Source organism: Pseudomonas sp. ATCC 13867, from assembly GCF_000349845.1.
Lineage (GTDB): Bacteria > Pseudomonadota > Gammaproteobacteria > Pseudomonadales > Pseudomonadaceae > Pseudomonas.
In genome coordinates this window covers 4,723,933-4,741,038 of record NC_020829.1, presented here as the reverse complement: position 1 = coordinate 4,741,038, position 17,106 = coordinate 4,723,933, and the positions used below count along the sequence as shown (strand labels likewise).

Sequence of the window (17,106 nt, the reverse complement as noted above, 5' to 3'; positions counted from 1 at the left end):
AAAAAGCCCGGCATTGACCGGGCTTTTTCGTTGGGGCAGGCCCCTTATTGCGGGTTCACGTCCAGCGGTTCTGGAGTCGGGATCGGTACGGTTTCGACCTGGTCCACTTCCTTCTGGATCTGCTCTTCTACGGAGCCGGGCTTGGCCGGTTCTTCCTTGGGTTGCTCGGGTTGCTGCTGGGTCGGTTGCGACGGCGCGGTGGCCGGGCTGCCTTCCTTGCCGAGGATCGACTCGTCACGGCTCACGCCGGGCATGAAGTCGCCGTTGAGGCCAACCAGTTGGTCGCTGTCGCTGAAGTACAGGCTCATGCGTTCCTGCTGGCGCTGACCGCCACCGGGCTGGATGCTGTACAGGTAATCCCAGCGATCAGGGTGGAAAGTGTCGGTGATCAAGGGGTTACCCATGATAAACCGCACTTGGCGTCGGGTCATTCCAGGCTTCAACTGGTCTATCATGTCTTGTGTTACGACGTTGCCCTGCTGGATGTCGATTTTGTAAACCCCCGGGAAAGAGCAACCGGCGAGTGCGGCGAGTCCCAGCGTGAAAGCGAGACTGGTCAGCATGAGCTTGGCATTTTGCATCGGGGGGTGACTTCCACTATCTTGGCTGAGCGACGAAATCCCGATCATACCTGCATTGAGGGAAGCTGCGAAGCATCCCGCGCCGAGAAAGCACACATGGTTGAAAATAGCGAACTGCGCAAAGCCGGACTGAAGGTCACGCTGCCGCGCGTCAAGATCCTCCAAATGCTCGATTCCGCCGAGCAACGCCACATGAGCGCGGAGGATGTCTACAAAGCGCTGATGGAGGCGGGGGAGGACGTAGGTCTGGCCACTGTCTATCGCGTGCTGACCCAGTTCGAGGCCGCCGGCCTGGTGGTTCGCCACAACTTCGACGGCGGTCATGCCGTCTTCGAGCTGGCGGACAGCGGTCACCACGATCACATGGTCTGCGTCGATACCGGCGAAGTGATCGAGTTCATGGACTCGGAAATCGAGAAACGCCAGAAGGAGATCGTCCGCGAGCGCGGCTTCGAGCTCGTCGATCACAATCTGGTGCTCTACGTGCGCAAGAAGAAGTAAGCGCACGCGGATGCAGAAACGGCGACCCAAGGGTCGCCGTTTTTATTTTCGGGCGTCTTTCATGTAGGAGCGAGCTTGCTCGCGAACCGCTCAGCGCTGGAGTGGCCGGACGCACGTTCGCGAGCAAGCTCGCTCCTGCAGGATCAGCCCTGTAGGGCGGAATCCACCATCTTGCGCGCGTGGGCCAGGGATTCCTTGGTCAGGTCGACGCCGCCGAGCATGCGGGCGATTTCCTCGATGCGTTCGGCCTTCTTCAGGTTGGCCACGGCGGTGCGGGTTTCGCGGGTGTCGCGATCCTTGTGCACGAACAGGTGCTGGTGGCCCTGGGCGGCAACCTGCGGCAGGTGGGTGACGGTCAGTACCTGGCCGCGATCGCCCAGGCGGCGCAGCAATTGGCCGACCACTTCGGCGGTGGGGCCGCCGATGCCGACGTCCACTTCGTCGAAGACCAGGGTGGGGATGCGCGAGGTCTGCGCGGTGATCACCTGGATCGCCAGGCTGATGCGCGACAATTCGCCACCGGAGGCGACCTTTGCCAGGCCCTTGATGGGTTGGCCGGGGTTGGCGCTGACCAGGAACTCCAACTGCTCCAGGCCGTTGACCTGCGGTTCGTCCGAGGTGGCGTCGCGCAGTTCGATGGCGAAGCGCCCGCCCGGCATGCCCAGGCGCTGCATTTCCACCTCCACGGCCTTGGCCAGTTGCGGCGCGGCGCCCTGGCGGAGGCGGCTGAGTTCGTCGGCCTTCTCCTGATAGTGGCGGGCGTAGGCGGCCAGTTCGTCGCCCAGGCGCTCCACGGCTTCGTCGTCGGCGTTCAGCGCTTCCAGTTCGTCCAGCAGGCGTTGCTGCAGATCCTGCAGTTCGTGGGGCTGCACGCGGTGCTTGCGCGCAAGGCTGTAGATGGCATCCATGCGTTCTTCCAACTGCTGCAGACGTATGGGGTCGGCGTCGAAGTGATCGACGAAGCGGTTCAGTTCGCCGATGGCTTCCTCTACCTGGATTTGCGCGCTGGAGAGCAGATTCACGGCTTCGGAGAGCGCTGCCGGCTGGCTCTGGAAGGCCGTCAGGCGGTTCAGGCTGGAGGTCAGCGCCGAGAGCACGTTGCCGGCATCGCTTTCGCTGCACAGCTCGACGACCTGGCGGCAGGCGGCGATCAGGCTGCCGGCGTTGCTCAGGGTTCTGTGTTCGGCCTCCAGCGACTCCAGTTCGTTATCACTCAGGCCGAGGTTTTCCAACTCCTCCAACTGATAGCTGAGCAACTGGTGGCGGGCGCGCTGCTCGTCGCCGTTGCGCGATAGGCGGTCCAGCTCCTGGCGGGTCTGCTTCCAGCGCTGCGCGGCGAGGTGTACCTGACGCGCCAGCTCCTGGCTGCCGGCGAATTCGTCGAGCAGGCGGCGATGGGTGTCGGCCTTGAGCAGCGATTGGTGTTCGTGCTGGCTGTGGATATCGATGAGCAGCTCGCCCAGGTGCTTGAGGTCGCCCAGCGGGCAGGGAGTGCCGTTGATGTAGGCGCGGGAGCGGCCTTCGGCGGTGATCACCCGGCGCAGGATGCACGGACCGTCCTGTTCCAGGTCGCGCTCGGCCAGCCAGTCGCGGGCTTCGGCAATCGCGCTGACATCGAAGCTGGCGAGAATGTCGGCCTTGTCCGAGCCGGGGCGCACCACGCCACTGTCGGCACGGTCGCCCAGGGCCAGGCCGAGGGCGTCGAGCATGATCGATTTGCCGGCGCCGGTTTCGCCGGTGATCACGGTCATGCCGGCGGCGAGCTCGAGATCGAGGTGCTCGACGATGGCGTAGTTGTGCACGGACAGGTGAACCAGCATGGGCGGCGGCTCCATAAATAGGTCTGGTTATTTATACAGTATTTTGAGCTGCTGGCAATTCTCCTCTCGGCCCTTGAAGTGGCCGAATCCCACCCCATATAGACGGCAGAGCCGCGGACCAATGGGTTCGCTTTGTTTTCAAAGGCTTATTTTCTTTTTTAGGAGAGTGGCATGTCTGACGAACAACAGACTCAGGATTCCCAGTTCAACGAGCAGCCGGACACCGGTGCTGCCGAGGACCTGAACGCCCGCGTGCTGGAACTGGAAGAGCAGGTCGCCGCGGCCAAGGATCAGAGCCTGCGCGCCGTCGCCGAACTGCAGAACGTCCGCCGCCGTGCCGAGCAGGACGTGGAGAAGGCGCACAAGTTCGCCCTGGAGAAGTTCTCCGGCGACCTGCTGCCGATCGTCGATACCCTCGAGCGCGCGCTGGAGATGTCCAGTTCGACCGATGAGGCGATCAGGCCGATGCGCGAAGGCATCGAGCTGACCCTGAAGATGTTCCACGACACCCTCAAGCGCTACAACCTGGAGCCGGTCGATCCGCACGGCGAGCCGTTCAATCCCGAACATCACCAGGCGATGGCGATGGAGGAGAGCGTGCACCTGGAGCCGGGCAGCGTGGTCAAGGTGTTCCAGAAGGGTTACCTGCTCAACGGTCGCCTGCTGCGTCCGGCGATGGTCGTGGTCAGCAAGGCGCCCGAACAAACCCCGCCTTCGATCGACGAGAAGGCTTGAAATCCACCACCCGGTCCCCATCTGGGTAATCAACCGAGCCAAATACCCGCAACAGGGTCAGCGCGGAATCTAATTTCTGGAGAGTGAATATGGGCAAAATCATTGGTATCGACCTGGGGACCACCAACTCCTGTGTGTCCATCCTGGAGAACGGTAACGTCAAGGTCATCGAGAACGCCGAAGGCGCTCGTACCACCCCATCGATCATCGGCTACGCCAACGATGGCGAAATCCTGGTAGGTCAGCCGGCCAAGCGCCAGGCCGTGACCAACCCGACCAACACCCTGTACGCGGTGAAGCGCCTGATCGGTCGTCGCTTCGAAGAAGACGTCGTACAGAAAGACATCAAGATGGTGCCTTACAAGATCGTCAAGGCTGACAACGGCGACGCATGGGTCGAGGCCAAGGGCCAGAAGATGGCTCCGCCGCAGGTCTCCGCCGAAGTCCTGAAGAAGATGAAGAAGACCGCCGAAGACTATCTCGGCGAACCTGTCACCGAAGCGGTCATCACCGTTCCGGCCTACTTCAACGACAGCCAGCGCCAGGCCACCAAGGACGCCGGCCGCATCGCCGGTCTGGACGTCAAGCGCATCATCAACGAACCGACCGCGGCTGCGCTGGCCTATGGCCTGGACAAGGCCAAGGGCGACCACACCATCATCGTCTATGACCTGGGCGGCGGTACCTTCGACGTTTCCGTGATCGAAATCGCCGAAGTCGATGGCGAGCACCAGTTCGAAGTACTGGCCACCAACGGCGACACCTTCCTCGGAGGTGAAGACTTCGACCTGCGCCTGATCGACTACCTCGTCGAAGAATTCAAGAAAGAATCCGGCATGGACCTCAAGGGCGACCCGCTGGCCATGCAGCGCCTGAAGGAAGCTGCCGAGAAGGCCAAGATCGAGCTGTCCTCCACCCAGCAGACCGACGTCAACCTGCCGTACGTGACTGCCGACGCCAGCGGTCCGAAGCACCTGAACGTCAAGGTTTCCCGCGCCAAGCTGGAATCCCTGGTGGAAGACCTGGTCACCCGCACCATCGAGCCGTGCCGCGTTGCGCTGAAAGACGCAGGCCTGGACGTCTCGAAGATCGACGAAGTGATCCTGGTCGGCGGTCAGACCCGCATGCCGCTGGTGCAGAAGACCGTTGCCGAGTTCTTCGGCAAGGAAGCGCGCAAGGACGTCAACCCGGACGAAGCCGTCGCGATGGGTGCCGCCATCCAGGGCGCAGTGCTGGCCGGCGACGTGAAGGACGTGCTGCTGCTCGACGTCACCCCGCTGACCCTGGGTATCGAAACCCTGGGTGGCGTGATGACCGCGCTGATCGACAAGAACACCACCATCCCGACCAAGAAGTCGCAGGTGTTCTCCACCGCCGATGACAACCAGGGCGCCGTGACCATCCACGTACTGCAGGGCGAGCGCAAGCAAGCCACGCAGAACAAGTCGCTGGGCAAGTTCGACCTGGCCGACATTCCGCCGGCTCCGCGCGGCGTGCCGCAGATCGAAGTGACCTTCGACATCGACGCCAACGGTATCCTGCACGTCGGCGCCAAGGACAAGGCCACCGGCAAGCAGCAGTCCATCGTGATCAAGGCCTCTTCCGGCCTGTCCGAGGACGAGATCGCGCAGATGGTGCGTGATGCCGAGGCGAATGCCGAGGAAGACCGCAAGTTCGAGGAACTGGCCGCTGCCCGCAACCAGGGTGACGCACTGGTCCACGCCACTCGCAAGATGGTCACCGAGGCTGGCGACAAGGCCACCGCCGAGGAGAAAGCCGCCATCGAGAAAGCGCTCGGCGAGCTGGAAGTTGCCGTGAAGGGCGACGACAAGGCCGAGATCGAAGCGAAGATGAACGCGCTGTCCCAGGCGTCCACCCCGCTGGCGCAGAAGATGTACGCCGAACAGCCGCAGCCGGGCGCTGCCGCTCAGGGCGAGGCCGCTGACGACAAGGCGGGTGACGATGTCGTCGACGCCGAATTCGAAGAGGTCAAGGAGAACAAGTAAGCCGCGTGCAAGCTTGCGCTCCAGCGCACCGGCCCGCGTGTCGGTGCGCATGAAACGTCACGCGGGGGCTTGCTCCCGCGTCGGCGTGTCTGGGGGAGAGGTTTTCGAGGTGCAGGAAAGTTATGGCCAAACGTGATTTTTACGAGGTACTGGGTGTCGAGCGTGGCGCCAGCGAGTCGGACCTGAAGAAGGCCTACCGCCGGCTGGCCATGAAATTCCACCCGGACCGCAATCCCGGCGACAAGGAGGCCGAGGACAAATTCAAGGAGGCCAACGAGGCGTACGAGGTTCTGTCCGACGCCAGCAAGCGCGCGGCCTACGACCAGTACGGCCATGCCGGCGTCGATCCGCAGATGGGCGGTGCCGGTGCGGGCTTCGGTGGTGCGAGCTTCTCGGACATCTTCGGCGATGTCTTCAGTGACTTCTTCGGTGGTGGTGGCGGACGCGGCGGTTCCCGTGGCGGCCCGGCGCGCGGCGCCGACCTGCGCTACACCCTCGACCTGGACCTGGAAGACGCGGTTCGCGGCACCACCGTGACCATTCGCGTCCCGACCCTGGTCGGTTGCAAGACCTGCAGCGGCAGCGGCGCCAAGCCCGGCACCACGCCGGTCACCTGTACCACCTGCGGTGGTATCGGCCAGGTGCGCATGCAGCAGGGCTTCTTCTCGGTGCAGCAGACCTGCCCGCGCTGCCACGGCAGCGGCAAGATGATCACCGACCCCTGTGGTTCCTGCCACGGTCAGGGTCGCGTGGAAGAACACAAGACCTTGTCGGTGAAAGTGCCGGCGGGCGTCGATACCGGTGACCGCATCCGCCTGACCGGCGAAGGCGAGGCTGGCGCCCACGGTGGCCCGGCGGGCGACCTCTACGTGGTGGTGAACGTGCGCGAGCACGACATCTTCCAGCGCGACGGCAAGCACCTGTACTGCGAAGTGCCGATCAGCTTCGCCGATGCTGCGCTGGGCGGCGAACTGGAAGTGCCGACTCTGGATGGCCGCGTGAAGCTGAAGATTCCCGAGGGCACTCAGACCGGCAAGCTGTTCCGCCTGCGCGGCAAGGGTGTCGCCCCGGTGCGCGGTGGCGGTGCCGGCGACCTGATGTGCCGCGTCGTCGTGGAGACTCCGGTGCAACTGGACAAGCGCCAGCGCGAGCTGCTCGAAGAGTTCCGCAATACCCTGCAGGGCAACTCTTCCAATTCGCCCAAGGCCAGTGGCTGGTTCGAAGGCATGAAGCGCTTCTTCGACGATCTATGACTTTCTCGAGCCGCAAGCTGCAAGCGACAAGCTCCAAGGGGCGGCGCTTGCAGCTTGCAGCTTGTTGCTTGGAGCTGATGTTATGCGACGTATTGCCGTAATGGGCGCCGCCGGGCGCATGGGCAAGACCCTGATCGAGGCGGTGCAGCAGACGGGCGGCAGCGCCGGCCTGACCGCGGCGGTCGACCGCCCGGACAGTACTCTGGTCGGTGCCGATGCCGGTGAGCTGGCCGGCCTGGGCCGCATCGGCGTGCCGCTGTCGGGCGACCTGGCCAAGGTGGTCGACGAGTTCGACGTGCTGATCGACTTCACCCACCCGACCGTGACCCTGAAGAATCTGGAAGTCTGCCGCAAGGCGGGCAAGGCGATGGTTATCGGCACCACTGGCTTCACCGTCGAGGAGAAGGCGCTGCTGAGCGATGCGGCCAGGGACATCCCGATCGTCTTCGCCGCCAACTACAGCGTGGGCGTGAACCTCTGCCTGAAGCTGCTCGATACCGCTGCCCGTGTGCTGGGCGACGAAGTGGACATCGAGATCATCGAAGCGCACCACCGCCACAAGGTCGACGCGCCGTCCGGTACCGCGCTGCGCATGGGCGAAGTGGTCGCCAATGCGTTGGGTCGCGATCTGGAGAAAGTGGCCGTGTACGGTCGCGAAGGCCAGACCGGTGCTCGTCCGCGCGAAACCATCGGTTTCGCCACCGTGCGTGCCGGCGATGTGGTGGGCGATCACACCGTGCTGTTCGCTGCCGATGGCGAGCGCGTGGAGATCACCCACAAGGCCTCAAGCCGCATGACCTTCGCCCGTGGCGCCGTGCGCGCCGCGCAGTGGTTGGAAGGGCAGGGCAGTGGCCTGTACGACATGCAGGATGTGCTCGGCCTTCGCTGAGCGGCATGGCCGTACGTCGTGCAAAAGGTGGACCATGATGTCGCTTTTCTGTAAACTACAGCTTTAGTGTGTCCACTAAAAGCAGCGCAGCATGATCACATAAAAAGCGGGATGACTTCTTCTGATGTCATCCCGCTTTTTTACAATCTGCGCACGCCCAGCCAGGCTTGAACTACGGGAGGTCTTCTTGACTAAGCCAGCCATACTTGCACTTGCCGACGGCAGCGTTTTTCGCGGTGAAGCCATCGGCGCCGACGGCCAGACCGTCGGAGAGGTGGTGTTCAACACCGCCATGACCGGCTACCAGGAAATCCTCACCGATCCTTCCTACGCCCAACAGATCGTCACCCTGACTTACCCGCACATCGGCAACACCGGCACCACGCCGGAAGACGCCGAGTCGAACAAGGTCTGGGCCGCCGGCCTGATCATTCGTGACCTGCCGCTGCTCTCCAGCAGTTGGCGCGACAAGCAGTCCCTGCCGGACTACCTGAAAGAGAACGGTACCGTTGCCATCGCCGGTATCGACACCCGCCGCCTGACCCGCATCCTGCGCGAGAAGGGTTCGCAGAACGGCTGCATCCTGGCAGGCCCCGACGCCACCGAGGAAAAAGCCCTCGAACTGGCGCGCGGCTTCCCGGGCCTGAAGGGCATGGACCTGGCCAAGGTCGTGTCCTCCACCGAGAAGTACGAGTGGCGTTCCAGCGTGTGGAGCCTGGAAACCGACAGCCACCCGGAAATCGCCGCCGCCGACCTGCCGTACCACGTGGTCGCCTACGATTTCGGCGTCAAGCTGAACATCCTGCGCATGCTGGTCGCCCGCGGCTGCCGCCTGACCGTGGTACCGGCGCAGACCCCGGCCAGCGAAGTGCTCGCCCTGAACCCGGACGGCATCTTCCTCTCCAACGGCCCTGGCGACCCCGAACCGTGCGACTACGCCATCCAGGCCATCCGCGAGTTCCTCGACACCGAGATCCCTGTGTTCGGCATCTGTCTCGGTCACCAGCTGCTGGCCCTGGCCTCCGGCGGCAAGACCATGAAGATGGGCCACGGCCACCACGGTGCCAACCACCCGGTACAGGACCTGGATTCGGGCGTGGTGATGATTACCAGCCAGAACCACGGTTTCGCCGTGGACGAGACGAGCCTGCCGGGCAATCTGCGCGCTACCCACAAGTCGCTGTTCGACGGCACCCTGCAGGGTATCGAGCGCACCGACAAGGTGGCCTTCAGCTTCCAGGGCCACCCGGAAGCCAGTCCCGGTCCGCACGACGTGGCCCCGCTGTTCGACCGCTTCATCGCGGCGATGGCCGAGCGTCGCTGATCACGAACTCGAAGAGATAGAAGAAGATGATGCCGACCCTGGGAATCACCGACCTCTGGACCTACGTCCTGGGTACGCTGTTCATCGTCCTGCTGCCGGGGCCGAACTCGCTGTTCGTCCTCGCCACCGCCGCCCAGCGCGGCGTGGCCTCGGGCTACCGGGCGGCGAGCGCGGTGTTCCTCGGTGATGCGATCCTGATGTTCCTCTCGGCGCTGGGTATCGCCTCGGTGCTCAAGGCCGAGCCGATGCTGTTCCTGGGCCTTAAGTACGTCGGCGCCGCGTACCTGTTCTATCTGGGTATCGGCATGCTCCGCGGTGGCTGGCAGAAACTGCGCCACCCGCTGGAAGCGGCCGCTGCGCCGGCCAGGGAAGTGGACGTCAACCAGCCGTTCCGCAAGGCGCTGCTGCTGAGCCTGTCCAACCCCAAGGCGATCCTCTTCTTCATTTCCTTCTTCATCCAGTTCGTCGACCCGGGTTACGCCTACCCCGGCCTGTCGTTCCTGGTGCTGGGCACGATCCTCGAGATCATCAGCGCCCTGTACCTGAGTTTCCTGATTTTCTCCGGTGTGCGTCTGGCGGCCTGGTTCCGTCGGCGGCAACGGCTGGCTGCCGGCGCCTCGAGCGGCGTCGGCGCCCTGTTCGTCGGCTTTGGCGTGAAGCTGGCCAGCGCAACCCTTTCCTGAATATTGCAACGAGAGTCCCATGCCCAAGCGTACAGACATCAAGAGCATCCTGATCCTCGGCGCCGGCCCGATCGTCATCGGCCAGGCCTGCGAGTTCGACTACTCCGGCGCACAGGCCTGCAAGGCCCTGAAGGAAGAAGGCTTCCGTGTCATCCTGGTGAACTCCAACCCGGCCACCATCATGACCGACCCGGCGATGGCCGATGCCACCTACATCGAGCCGATCAAGTGGCAGACCGTTGCCAAGATCATCGAGAAGGAGCGCCCTGACGCGCTGCTGCCGACCATGGGCGGCCAGACCGCGCTGAACTGCGCCCTGGACCTGGAGCGCCACGGCGTGCTCGAGCAGTTCGGCGTAGAAATGATCGGCGCCAACGCCGACACCATCGACAAGGCCGAAGACCGTTCGCGCTTCGACAAGGCCATGCGCGACATCGGCCTGGCCTGCCCGCGCTCGGGCATCGCCCACAGCATGGAAGAAGCCTACGGCGTGCTGGAGAAGGTCGGCTTCCCCTGCATCATCCGTCCGTCCTTCACCATGGGCGGCACCGGCGGCGGCATTGCCTACAACCGCGAAGAGTTCGAAGAGATCTGCGCCCGTGGTCTGGACCTGTCGCCGACCAACGAGCTGCTGATCGACGAATCGCTGATCGGTTGGAAGGAATACGAGATGGAGGTTGTCCGCGACAAGAAGGACAACTGCATCATTGTCTGCGCCATCGAGAACTTCGACCCGATGGGCGTGCACACCGGTGACTCCATTACCGTGGCTCCGGCGCAGACCCTGACCGACAAGGAATACCAGATCATGCGCAACGCCTCCCTGGCGGTGCTGCGTGAGATCGGCGTGGAAACCGGCGGCTCGAACGTGCAGTTCGGTATCTGCCCGAACACCGGCCGCATGGTCGTGATCGAGATGAACCCGCGCGTATCGCGTTCCTCGGCGCTGGCATCCAAGGCGACCGGCTTCCCGATCGCCAAGATCGCCGCCAAGCTGGCCGTCGGCTACACCCTCGACGAACTGCAGAACGACATCACCGGCGGTCGCACCCCGGCCTCCTTCGAGCCGGCGATCGACTACGTCGTCACCAAGATCCCGCGTTTCGCCTTCGAGAAGTTCCCGAAAGCCGACGCGCGCCTGACCACCCAGATGAAATCCGTGGGTGAAGTCATGGCCATCGGCCGCACCTTCCAGGAGTCCGTGCAGAAAGCCCTGCGCGGCCTGGAAGTCGGCGCCACCGGTTTCGATCCGAAGCTGGACCTGAACGATCCGGAAGCCGAGAGCATCCTCAAGCGCGAACTGACCGTGCCCAATGCCGACCGCATCTGGTACGTCGCCGACGCCTTCCGCGCCGGCAAGAGCATCGCCGAAGTCTTCGACCTGACCCGCATCGACGAGTGGTTCCTGGTGCAGATCGAGGACTTGGTCAAGGATGAGGAGCGCGTGAAGACCCTGGGTCTGTCCGCCATCGACCGCGACCTGATGTACAAGCTCAAGCGCAAGGGCTTCTCCGACGCCCGCCTGGCCAAGCTGCTCGGCGTGACCGAGAAGAACCTGCGCAGCCATCGCCAGAAGCTCAAGGTGCTGCCGGTGTACAAGCGCGTGGACACCTGCGCCGCCGAATTCGCCACCGACACCGCCTACATGTACTCGACCTACGAGGAAGAGTGCGAAGCCAATCCGTCGACTCGCGACAAGATCATGATCCTGGGCGGTGGTCCGAACCGCATCGGCCAGGGCATCGAGTTCGACTACTGCTGCGTACACGCGGCGCTGGCGATGCGTGAAGACGGCTACGAGACCATCATGGTCAACTGCAACCCGGAAACCGTCTCCACCGACTACGACACGTCCGACCGTCTGTACTTCGAGCCGGTGACCCTGGAAGACGTGCTGGAAATCGTCCGCGTCGAGCAGCCCAAGGGCGTCATCGTGCAGTACGGCGGCCAGACCCCGCTGAAACTCTGCCGCGCCCTGGAAGAAGCCGGCGTGCCGATCATCGGTACCAGCCCGGATGCCATCGACCGTGCCGAAGACCGCGAGCGCTTCCAGCAGATGGTCCAGCGCCTGAACCTGCGCCAGCCGGCCAACGCCACCGCGCGCAGCGAAGACCAGGCCCTGGAGCTGTCGAAGAACATCGGTTACCCGATGGTGGTGCGCCCGTCCTACGTACTGGGCGGTCGCGCGATGGAAATCGTCTACCAGGAAGAAGAGCTCAAGCGCTACATGCGCGAAGCGGTGAAGGTCTCCAACGACAGCCCCGTGCTGCTGGACCGCTTCCTCAACTGCGCCATCGAGGTCGACATCGACGCGGTGTGCGACGGCGAGACCGTGGTGATCGGCGCGATCATGCAGCACATCGAACAGGCCGGCGTACACTCCGGTGACTCCGCCTGCTCGCTGCCGCCGTACTCGCTGCCGCAGCACATCCAGGACGAGATCCGCGAGCAGGTCAAGAAAATGGCCCTGGAGCTCGGCGTGGTCGGCCTGATGAACGTGCAGATGGCCGTGCAGGGCGAAGATATCTACGTGATCGAGGTGAACCCGCGCGCGTCCCGTACCGTGCCGTTCGTCTCCAAGTGCATCGGCGAATCGCTGGCCAAGGTTGCGGCCCGCGTCATGGCCGGCAAGTCCCTGGCCGAAGTCGGCTTCACCCAGGAGGTGATCCCGCCGTACTATAGCGTCAAGGAAGCGGTGTTCCCGTTCGCCAAGTTCCCGGGCGTCGACCCGATCCTCGGCCCGGAGATGAAGTCCACGGGCGAGGTGATGGGTGTCGGCGACAGCTTCGGTGAGGCATTCGCCAAGGCCCAGCTGGGCGCCAGCGAAATCCTGCCGAACGCCGGTTGCGCCTTCATCAGCGTCCGCGAGGATGACAAGCCGCAAGCCGTTCAGGTTGCTCGCGATCTGGTCGCGCTGGGCTTCGAAGTCGTTGCCACCGCCGGTACCGCCCGCGTCATCGAGGCCGCCGGTCTGCCGGTGCGTCGCGTGAACAAGGTGACCGAGGGCCGTCCGCACGTGGTCGACATGATCAAGAATGACGAAGTCACCCTGATCATCAACACCACCGAGGGCCGTCAGTCCATCGCTGACTCTTACTCCATCCGTCGCAACGCCCTGCAGCACAAGATCTACTGCACCACCACCATCGCGGCGGGTCAGGCGATCTGTGAGGCGCTCAAGTTCGGTCCCGAGAAGACCGTTCGCCGACTGCAGGATCTCCATGCAGGAATCAACGCATGAGCAAATTTCCAATGACCGTCCAGGGCGCTCGCGCCCTGGAAGAAGAACTGAAACACCTGAAGACCGTTCTGCGTCCGCAGATCACCCAGGCCATCGCCGAAGCGCGTGAACTGGGCGACCTCAAGGAAAACGCCGAGTACCACGCGGCCCGTGAACAGCAGGGCATGTCCGAGGCTCGCATCCGCGACATCGAGGCCAAGCTGTCCAACGCGCAGATCATCGACGTGACCACCATTCCGCACAGCGGCAAGGTGATCTTCGGTACCACCGTCGATATCGCCAACGTCGAGACCGACGAGACGGTGACCTACCAGATCGTCGGCGACGACGAGGCGGACATCAAGAACAGCAAGATCTCGGTCAACTCGCCGATCGCCCGTGCGCTGATCGGCAAGACCGAAGGCGACGCCGTTCTGGTCAAGACTCCGGGCGGCGACGTCGAGTACGAGATCGTTGAAGTTCGCCACGCCTGATCGACCGTCCCTTAGCGCAGGCACCATCAGTTGGCTGCTGGCCCAGACATTCTGGGTCGGCGGCCTCTGGCTGCTGCAGTTCGTGGTGTTGCCGGCGCTGGACAAGATCGGCCTGGCGCCACTGCTGGTGGAAGCTGTCGCCGACGCGCTGAAGCCATTGCTGCTGGGCTTCGCCGGTTTCTGCGTGCTGCTCCAGGCCCTGGTGCTCTGGCAGGCGCGCGGGTTCGCTGCCTTCACCCGTGAAACTCGGGGGCAGTTGCTGCTGACCGTACTGGTGATGGCGGCGGTTTATTTCGTGGTGCGCCAGGTAGCGCCGGATGCTCAGCGCTGGCTGCTGTTCAACTACCTGGTGGTGGCGCTGTGCGGCTTGCTGCTGGTGCTGCAGCCGGCGCCCGGGCGGGACGAGCGGAACTGACGCGGCGGAGCCTTGCCGGCTCCGCGTTGCCGGGCTTGACTGTCAGAGGCCGCTGAAGCGGCTGATGTTCGACAGGTTCTTGTTCGGCTTGGGATTGCGACGATAGATCAGCGCCATCTTGCCGATGGACTGAACCAGTTCGCAGCTGCCGTTCTGGCAGAGTTCGTCGATCAGCGCACGACGATCGTCGCGTTCGGTGATGCGGAACTGCACCTTGATCAGTTCATGATCGTTGAGCGCACGCTCAAGCTCGGCCATCACACCTTCCGAGAGACCGTTTTCAGCAACGGTCAATACGGGTTTCAGGTGATGCCCGATAGATTTGAACTGCTTTTTCTGCTCCTGAGAGAGCGCCATAATCTGACCCCTGGGAAAAAAGGCGGATATTCTACCCGAGTTTCGGTTATGCCGGGATGCCGCTCAGACGAGGTAATACGTGGCCCGTTCCAAGACTAGCCATCGCTGGCTGAAAGAACATTTCGACGATCCTTACGTGAAGATGGCACAGCGCGACGGCTATCGCTCGCGTGCCAGCTACAAACTGCTGGAAATCCAGGAGAAGGATCGCATCCTGCGCCCCGGCATGACCGTGGTCGACCTCGGCGCGGCGCCGGGCGGCTGGTCGCAGGTCACCAGCCGGGTGATCGGTGACAAGGGCACTCTGATCGCGTCGGACATCCTGCCGATGGACAGTATCCCGGACGTCACCTTCATCCAGGGCGACTTCACCGAGGACGAGGTCTTCGCCCAGTTGCTCGCGGCCATCGGAGAAAATCCGGTAGACCTTGTGATTTCCGATATGGCCCCCAATATGAGTGGATTGCCCGCCGTGGACATGCCTCGTGCGATGTTCCTCTGTGAGCTGGCCCTGGACCTGTGCACCCGTGTGCTGCGTCCGGGCGGCGATTTCCTGATCAAGATTTTCCAGGGCGAGGGTTTCGACGCTTATCACAAGCTGGTACGCGAGAACTTCGAAAAGGTGCAGATGCGCAAACCGCTGTCGTCCCGCGACCGTTCGCGGGAGCAGTATCTGCTCGCACGGGGCTTTCGCGGCGCCTAGACTGGAATGATTGGGCCGGCTATTGGTCTATGTCTTGCGGGTTTTGCTTGTACCGGTGAAAGCCGGGGTTCATAAAGGGTTACAGACGACGCCTGCCGCGCTGCAGGGGTTGTGTAGTAATTTTGGCCGGAAGGAGTCTGGCCGTCGTGAGAAGCGGTTTCCAGGGCGGAGCCGGCTTCAGAGGGTAGTCAATTGAACGACATGGCAAAGAACCTGATTCTGTGGCTGATCATCGCGGCGGTACTCGTCACCGTGATGAACAACTTCTCCAGCCCGAGCGAGCCGCAGACGCTCAACTATTCCGACTTCATCCAACAGGTGAAGGACGGCAAGGTCGAGCGCGTAACCGTCGACGGCTATGTCATCACCGGCAAGCGCCAGGATGGTGACACCTTCAAGACCATCCGCCCGGCGATCCAGGACAATGGCCTGATCGGCGACCTGGTCAACAACAACGTGGTTGTCGAAGGCAAGCAGCCCGAGCAGCAGAGCATCTGGACCCAGTTGCTGGTCGCCAGCTTCCCAATCCTGGTGATCATCGCGGTCTTCATGTTCTTCATGCGCCAGATGCAGGGCGGTGGCGGTGGCCGCGGCGGCCCGATGAGCTTCGGCAAGAGCAAGGCGCGCCTGTTGTCTGAAGACCAGGTGAAGACCACCTTCGCCGACGTCGCCGGTTGCGACGAGGCCAAGGAAGAAGTCAGCGAACTGGTGGAGTTCCTCCGCGATCCGGGCAAGTTCCAGCGCCTGGGCGGCCGTATCCCGCGCGGCGTGCTGATGGTCGGCCCGCCCGGTACCGGTAAGACCCTGCTCGCCAAGGCGATCGCCGGCGAAGCCAAGGTGCCGTTCTTCACCATTTCCGGTTCGGACTTCGTGGAAATGTTCGTCGGCGTGGGCGCCTCGCGCGTTCGCGACATGTTCGACCAGGCCAAGAAGCACGCACCCTGCATCATCTTCATCGACGAGATCGACGCCGTCGGCCGCCATCGTGGCGCCGGTCTGGGCGGCGGTCACGACGAGCGCGAACAGACCCTCAACCAGTTGCTGGTGGAGATGGATGGCTTCGAGATGAATGACGGCATCATCGTCATCGCTGCGACCAACCGTCCGGACGTGCTCGACCCCGCGCTGCTGCGTCCGGGCCGCTTCGACCGCCAGGTGGTGGTCGGCCTGCCGGACATCCGTGGCCGCGAGCAGATCCTGAAAGTGCACATGCGCAAGGTCCCGCTGGGCGACAACGTCGATCCGGCCGTGATCGCGCGCGGTACCCCGGGCTTCTCCGGTGCCGACCTGGCCAACCTGGTCAACGAGGCCTCGCTGTTCGCCGCCCGTTCCAACAAGCGCATCGTCGACATGCGTGAGTTCGAGCTGGCCAAGGACAAGATCATGATGGGCGCCGAGCGCAAGACCATGGTCATGTCCGAGAAGGAGAAGAAGAACACCGCGTTCCACGAAGCCGGCCACGCCATCGTCGGCCGACTGGTTCCGGAGCACGACCCGGTCTACAAGGTTTCCATCATTCCGCGCGGTCGTGCCCTGGGCGTGACCATGTTCCTGCCGGAAGAGGATCGCTACAGCCTGTCCAAGCGCGCCCTGGAAAGCCAGATCTGCTCGCTGTTCGGTGGCCGTATCGCCGAAGAGATGACCCTGGGCTTCGAAGGTGTGACCACTGGCGCCTCCAACGACATCATGCGCGCCACCCAACTGGCGCGGAACATGGTGACCAAGTGGGGCCTGTCGGAGAAACTCGGCCCGCTGATGTACGCGGAAGAAGAAGGCGAAGTCTTCCTCGGCCGCAGTGCCGGCGGCCAGCACTCGAATATCTCGGGCGAGACTGCCAAGCTGATCGACCAGGAGGTGCGCCGCATCATCGACGACTGCTACGGCACCGCCAAGCGCCTGCTGGAAGAGAATCGCGACAAGCTCGACATGATGGCCGACGCGCTGATGAAGTACGAAACCATCGACGCCGACCAGATCGACGACATCATGGCCGGTCGTACGCCGCGCGAACCGCGTGACTGGCAGGGCGGCAACTCCGGTTCCTCCGGCAATGCTGCCGCGCCGCGCGATGAAGGTCGCCAGGAGAACCCGATTGGCGGGCCCGCTGGCGAACACTGAGAGCACT

The 17,106-nt window shown here is 63.5% G+C and carries 15 protein-coding genes; 12 read left to right on the top strand and 3 right to left on the bottom strand.

All coding sequences use genetic code 11. The annotated features are described in order from the left end of the window. Nucleotides 1–44 precede the first annotated feature (44 nt). Entirely contained in the window at nucleotides 45–581 is a 537-nt protein-coding gene (locus tag H681_RS21250) for an outer membrane protein assembly factor BamE (RefSeq protein WP_041712194.1), read from the bottom strand. A gap of 96 nt (nucleotides 582–677) precedes the next feature. Between H681_RS21250 and fur the strand changes: the two genes are divergently transcribed. Further along, nucleotides 678–1,082, top strand: a complete 405-nt coding sequence (fur, locus tag H681_RS21245; RefSeq protein ID WP_015478949.1) for a ferric iron uptake transcriptional regulator — start codon at nucleotides 678–680, stop codon at nucleotides 1,080–1,082. A 143-nt stretch (nucleotides 1,083–1,225) separates the two neighbouring features. Here fur and recN read toward each other — a convergent pair whose 3' ends face one another. Continuing rightward, complete coding sequence (gene recN / locus H681_RS21240; protein WP_015478948.1) at nucleotides 1,226–2,902, bottom strand: DNA repair protein RecN; 1,677 nt, start codon at nucleotides 2,900–2,902, stop codon at nucleotides 1,226–1,228. 171 nt (nucleotides 2,903–3,073) lie between these two features. On the opposite strand from recN, the gene grpE reads away from it, so the two are divergent. The 9 genes from grpE to H681_RS21195 all read left to right on the top strand — a co-directional run bounded on the left by grpE (nucleotide 3,074) and on the right by H681_RS21195 (nucleotide 13,921). Next, complete coding sequence (grpE, locus tag H681_RS21235; RefSeq protein WP_015478947.1) at nucleotides 3,074–3,637, top strand: nucleotide exchange factor GrpE; 564 nt, start codon at nucleotides 3,074–3,076, stop codon at nucleotides 3,635–3,637. A gap of 89 nt (nucleotides 3,638–3,726) precedes the next feature. After that, nucleotides 3,727–5,643 carry a molecular chaperone DnaK gene (dnaK, locus tag H681_RS21230; RefSeq protein ID WP_015478946.1) on the top strand — a complete coding sequence of 639 codons (1,917 nt, stop codon included), beginning with the start codon at nucleotides 3,727–3,729 and terminating at the stop codon, nucleotides 5,641–5,643. A gap of 122 nt (nucleotides 5,644–5,765) precedes the next feature. Then, entirely contained in the window at nucleotides 5,766–6,896 is a 1,131-nt protein-coding gene (gene dnaJ, locus H681_RS21225; RefSeq protein ID WP_015478945.1) for a molecular chaperone DnaJ, read from the top strand. An 82-nt stretch (nucleotides 6,897–6,978) separates the two neighbouring features. After that, nucleotides 6,979–7,785: a 4-hydroxy-tetrahydrodipicolinate reductase gene (dapB, locus tag H681_RS21220; protein ID WP_015478944.1), complete on the top strand. Its 807-nt coding sequence runs from the start codon at nucleotides 6,979–6,981 to the stop codon at nucleotides 7,783–7,785. A 187-nt stretch (nucleotides 7,786–7,972) separates the two neighbouring features. Continuing rightward, entirely contained in the window at nucleotides 7,973–9,109 is a 1,137-nt protein-coding gene (gene carA / locus H681_RS21215; RefSeq protein ID WP_015478943.1) for a glutamine-hydrolyzing carbamoyl-phosphate synthase small subunit, read from the top strand. Between the two features lie 29 nt (nucleotides 9,110–9,138). After that, a complete protein-coding gene (leuE, locus tag H681_RS21210; protein ID WP_086009625.1) occupies nucleotides 9,139–9,792 on the top strand; it encodes a leucine efflux protein LeuE in 654 nt (217 codons plus the stop codon). A gap of 19 nt (nucleotides 9,793–9,811) precedes the next feature. Then, nucleotides 9,812–13,033 (top strand): carbamoyl-phosphate synthase large subunit, encoded by a 3,222-nt coding sequence (carB, locus tag H681_RS21205; RefSeq protein WP_015478941.1) that lies wholly within the window; start codon nucleotides 9,812–9,814, stop codon nucleotides 13,031–13,033. After that, nucleotides 13,030–13,506: a transcription elongation factor GreA gene (gene greA / locus H681_RS21200; RefSeq protein WP_015478940.1), complete on the top strand. Its 477-nt coding sequence runs from the start codon at nucleotides 13,030–13,032 to the stop codon at nucleotides 13,504–13,506. Before carB ends, greA begins: the two co-directional genes overlap by 4 nt. Further along, the gene (locus tag H681_RS21195; protein WP_015478939.1) at nucleotides 13,487–13,921 is read left to right on the top strand and encodes a hypothetical protein; all 435 of its coding nucleotides are present in this window, start codon (nucleotides 13,487–13,489) and stop codon (nucleotides 13,919–13,921) included. The genes greA and H681_RS21195 overlap by 20 nt, the downstream gene beginning before the upstream one ends. Nucleotides 13,922–13,963: 42 nt before the next feature. On the opposite strand, the gene H681_RS21190 is transcribed toward H681_RS21195, so the two are convergent. Further along, on the bottom strand, nucleotides 13,964–14,278 hold the full coding sequence (locus H681_RS21190) for a YhbY family RNA-binding protein (RefSeq protein WP_015478938.1): 315 nt from the start codon (nucleotides 14,276–14,278) through the stop codon (nucleotides 13,964–13,966). A gap of 79 nt (nucleotides 14,279–14,357) precedes the next feature. On the opposite strand from H681_RS21190, the gene rlmE reads away from it, so the two are divergent. Both rlmE and ftsH read left to right on the top strand, forming a co-directional pair. Next, nucleotides 14,358–14,981, top strand: a complete 624-nt coding sequence (rlmE, locus tag H681_RS21185) for a 23S rRNA (uridine(2552)-2'-O)-methyltransferase RlmE (protein ID WP_015478937.1) — start codon at nucleotides 14,358–14,360, stop codon at nucleotides 14,979–14,981. 201 nt (nucleotides 14,982–15,182) lie between these two features. Beyond that, the gene (ftsH, locus tag H681_RS21180) at nucleotides 15,183–17,099 is read left to right on the top strand and encodes an ATP-dependent zinc metalloprotease FtsH (RefSeq protein ID WP_041712192.1); all 1,917 of its coding nucleotides are present in this window, start codon (nucleotides 15,183–15,185) and stop codon (nucleotides 17,097–17,099) included. Nucleotides 17,100–17,106 lie beyond the last annotated feature (7 nt).

What these genes read in the sequence shown, in the direction of transcription:
- H681_RS21250 (WP_041712194.1), bottom strand. Translation starts at nt 581, where the DNA reads ATGCAAAATGCCAAGCTCATGCTGACCAGTCTCGCTTTCACGCTGGGA.
- fur (WP_015478949.1), top strand. Translation starts at nt 678, where the DNA reads ATGGTTGAAAATAGCGAACTGCGCAAAGCCGGACTGAAGGTCACGCTG.
- recN (WP_015478948.1), bottom strand. Translation starts at nt 2,902, where the DNA reads ATGCTGGTTCACCTGTCCGTGCACAACTACGCCATCGTCGAGCACCTC.
- grpE (WP_015478947.1), top strand. Translation starts at nt 3,074, where the DNA reads ATGTCTGACGAACAACAGACTCAGGATTCCCAGTTCAACGAGCAGCCG.
- dnaK (WP_015478946.1), top strand. Translation starts at nt 3,727, where the DNA reads ATGGGCAAAATCATTGGTATCGACCTGGGGACCACCAACTCCTGTGTG.
- dnaJ (WP_015478945.1), top strand. Translation starts at nt 5,766, where the DNA reads ATGGCCAAACGTGATTTTTACGAGGTACTGGGTGTCGAGCGTGGCGCC.
- dapB (WP_015478944.1), top strand. Translation starts at nt 6,979, where the DNA reads ATGCGACGTATTGCCGTAATGGGCGCCGCCGGGCGCATGGGCAAGACC.
- leuE (WP_086009625.1), top strand. Translation starts at nt 9,139, where the DNA reads ATGCCGACCCTGGGAATCACCGACCTCTGGACCTACGTCCTGGGTACG.
- carB (WP_015478941.1), top strand. Translation starts at nt 9,812, where the DNA reads ATGCCCAAGCGTACAGACATCAAGAGCATCCTGATCCTCGGCGCCGGC.
- greA (WP_015478940.1), top strand. Translation starts at nt 13,030, where the DNA reads ATGAGCAAATTTCCAATGACCGTCCAGGGCGCTCGCGCCCTGGAAGAA.
- H681_RS21190 (WP_015478938.1), bottom strand. Translation starts at nt 14,278, where the DNA reads ATGGCGCTCTCTCAGGAGCAGAAAAAGCAGTTCAAATCTATCGGGCAT.
- ftsH (WP_041712192.1), top strand. Translation starts at nt 15,183, where the DNA reads ATGGCAAAGAACCTGATTCTGTGGCTGATCATCGCGGCGGTACTCGTC.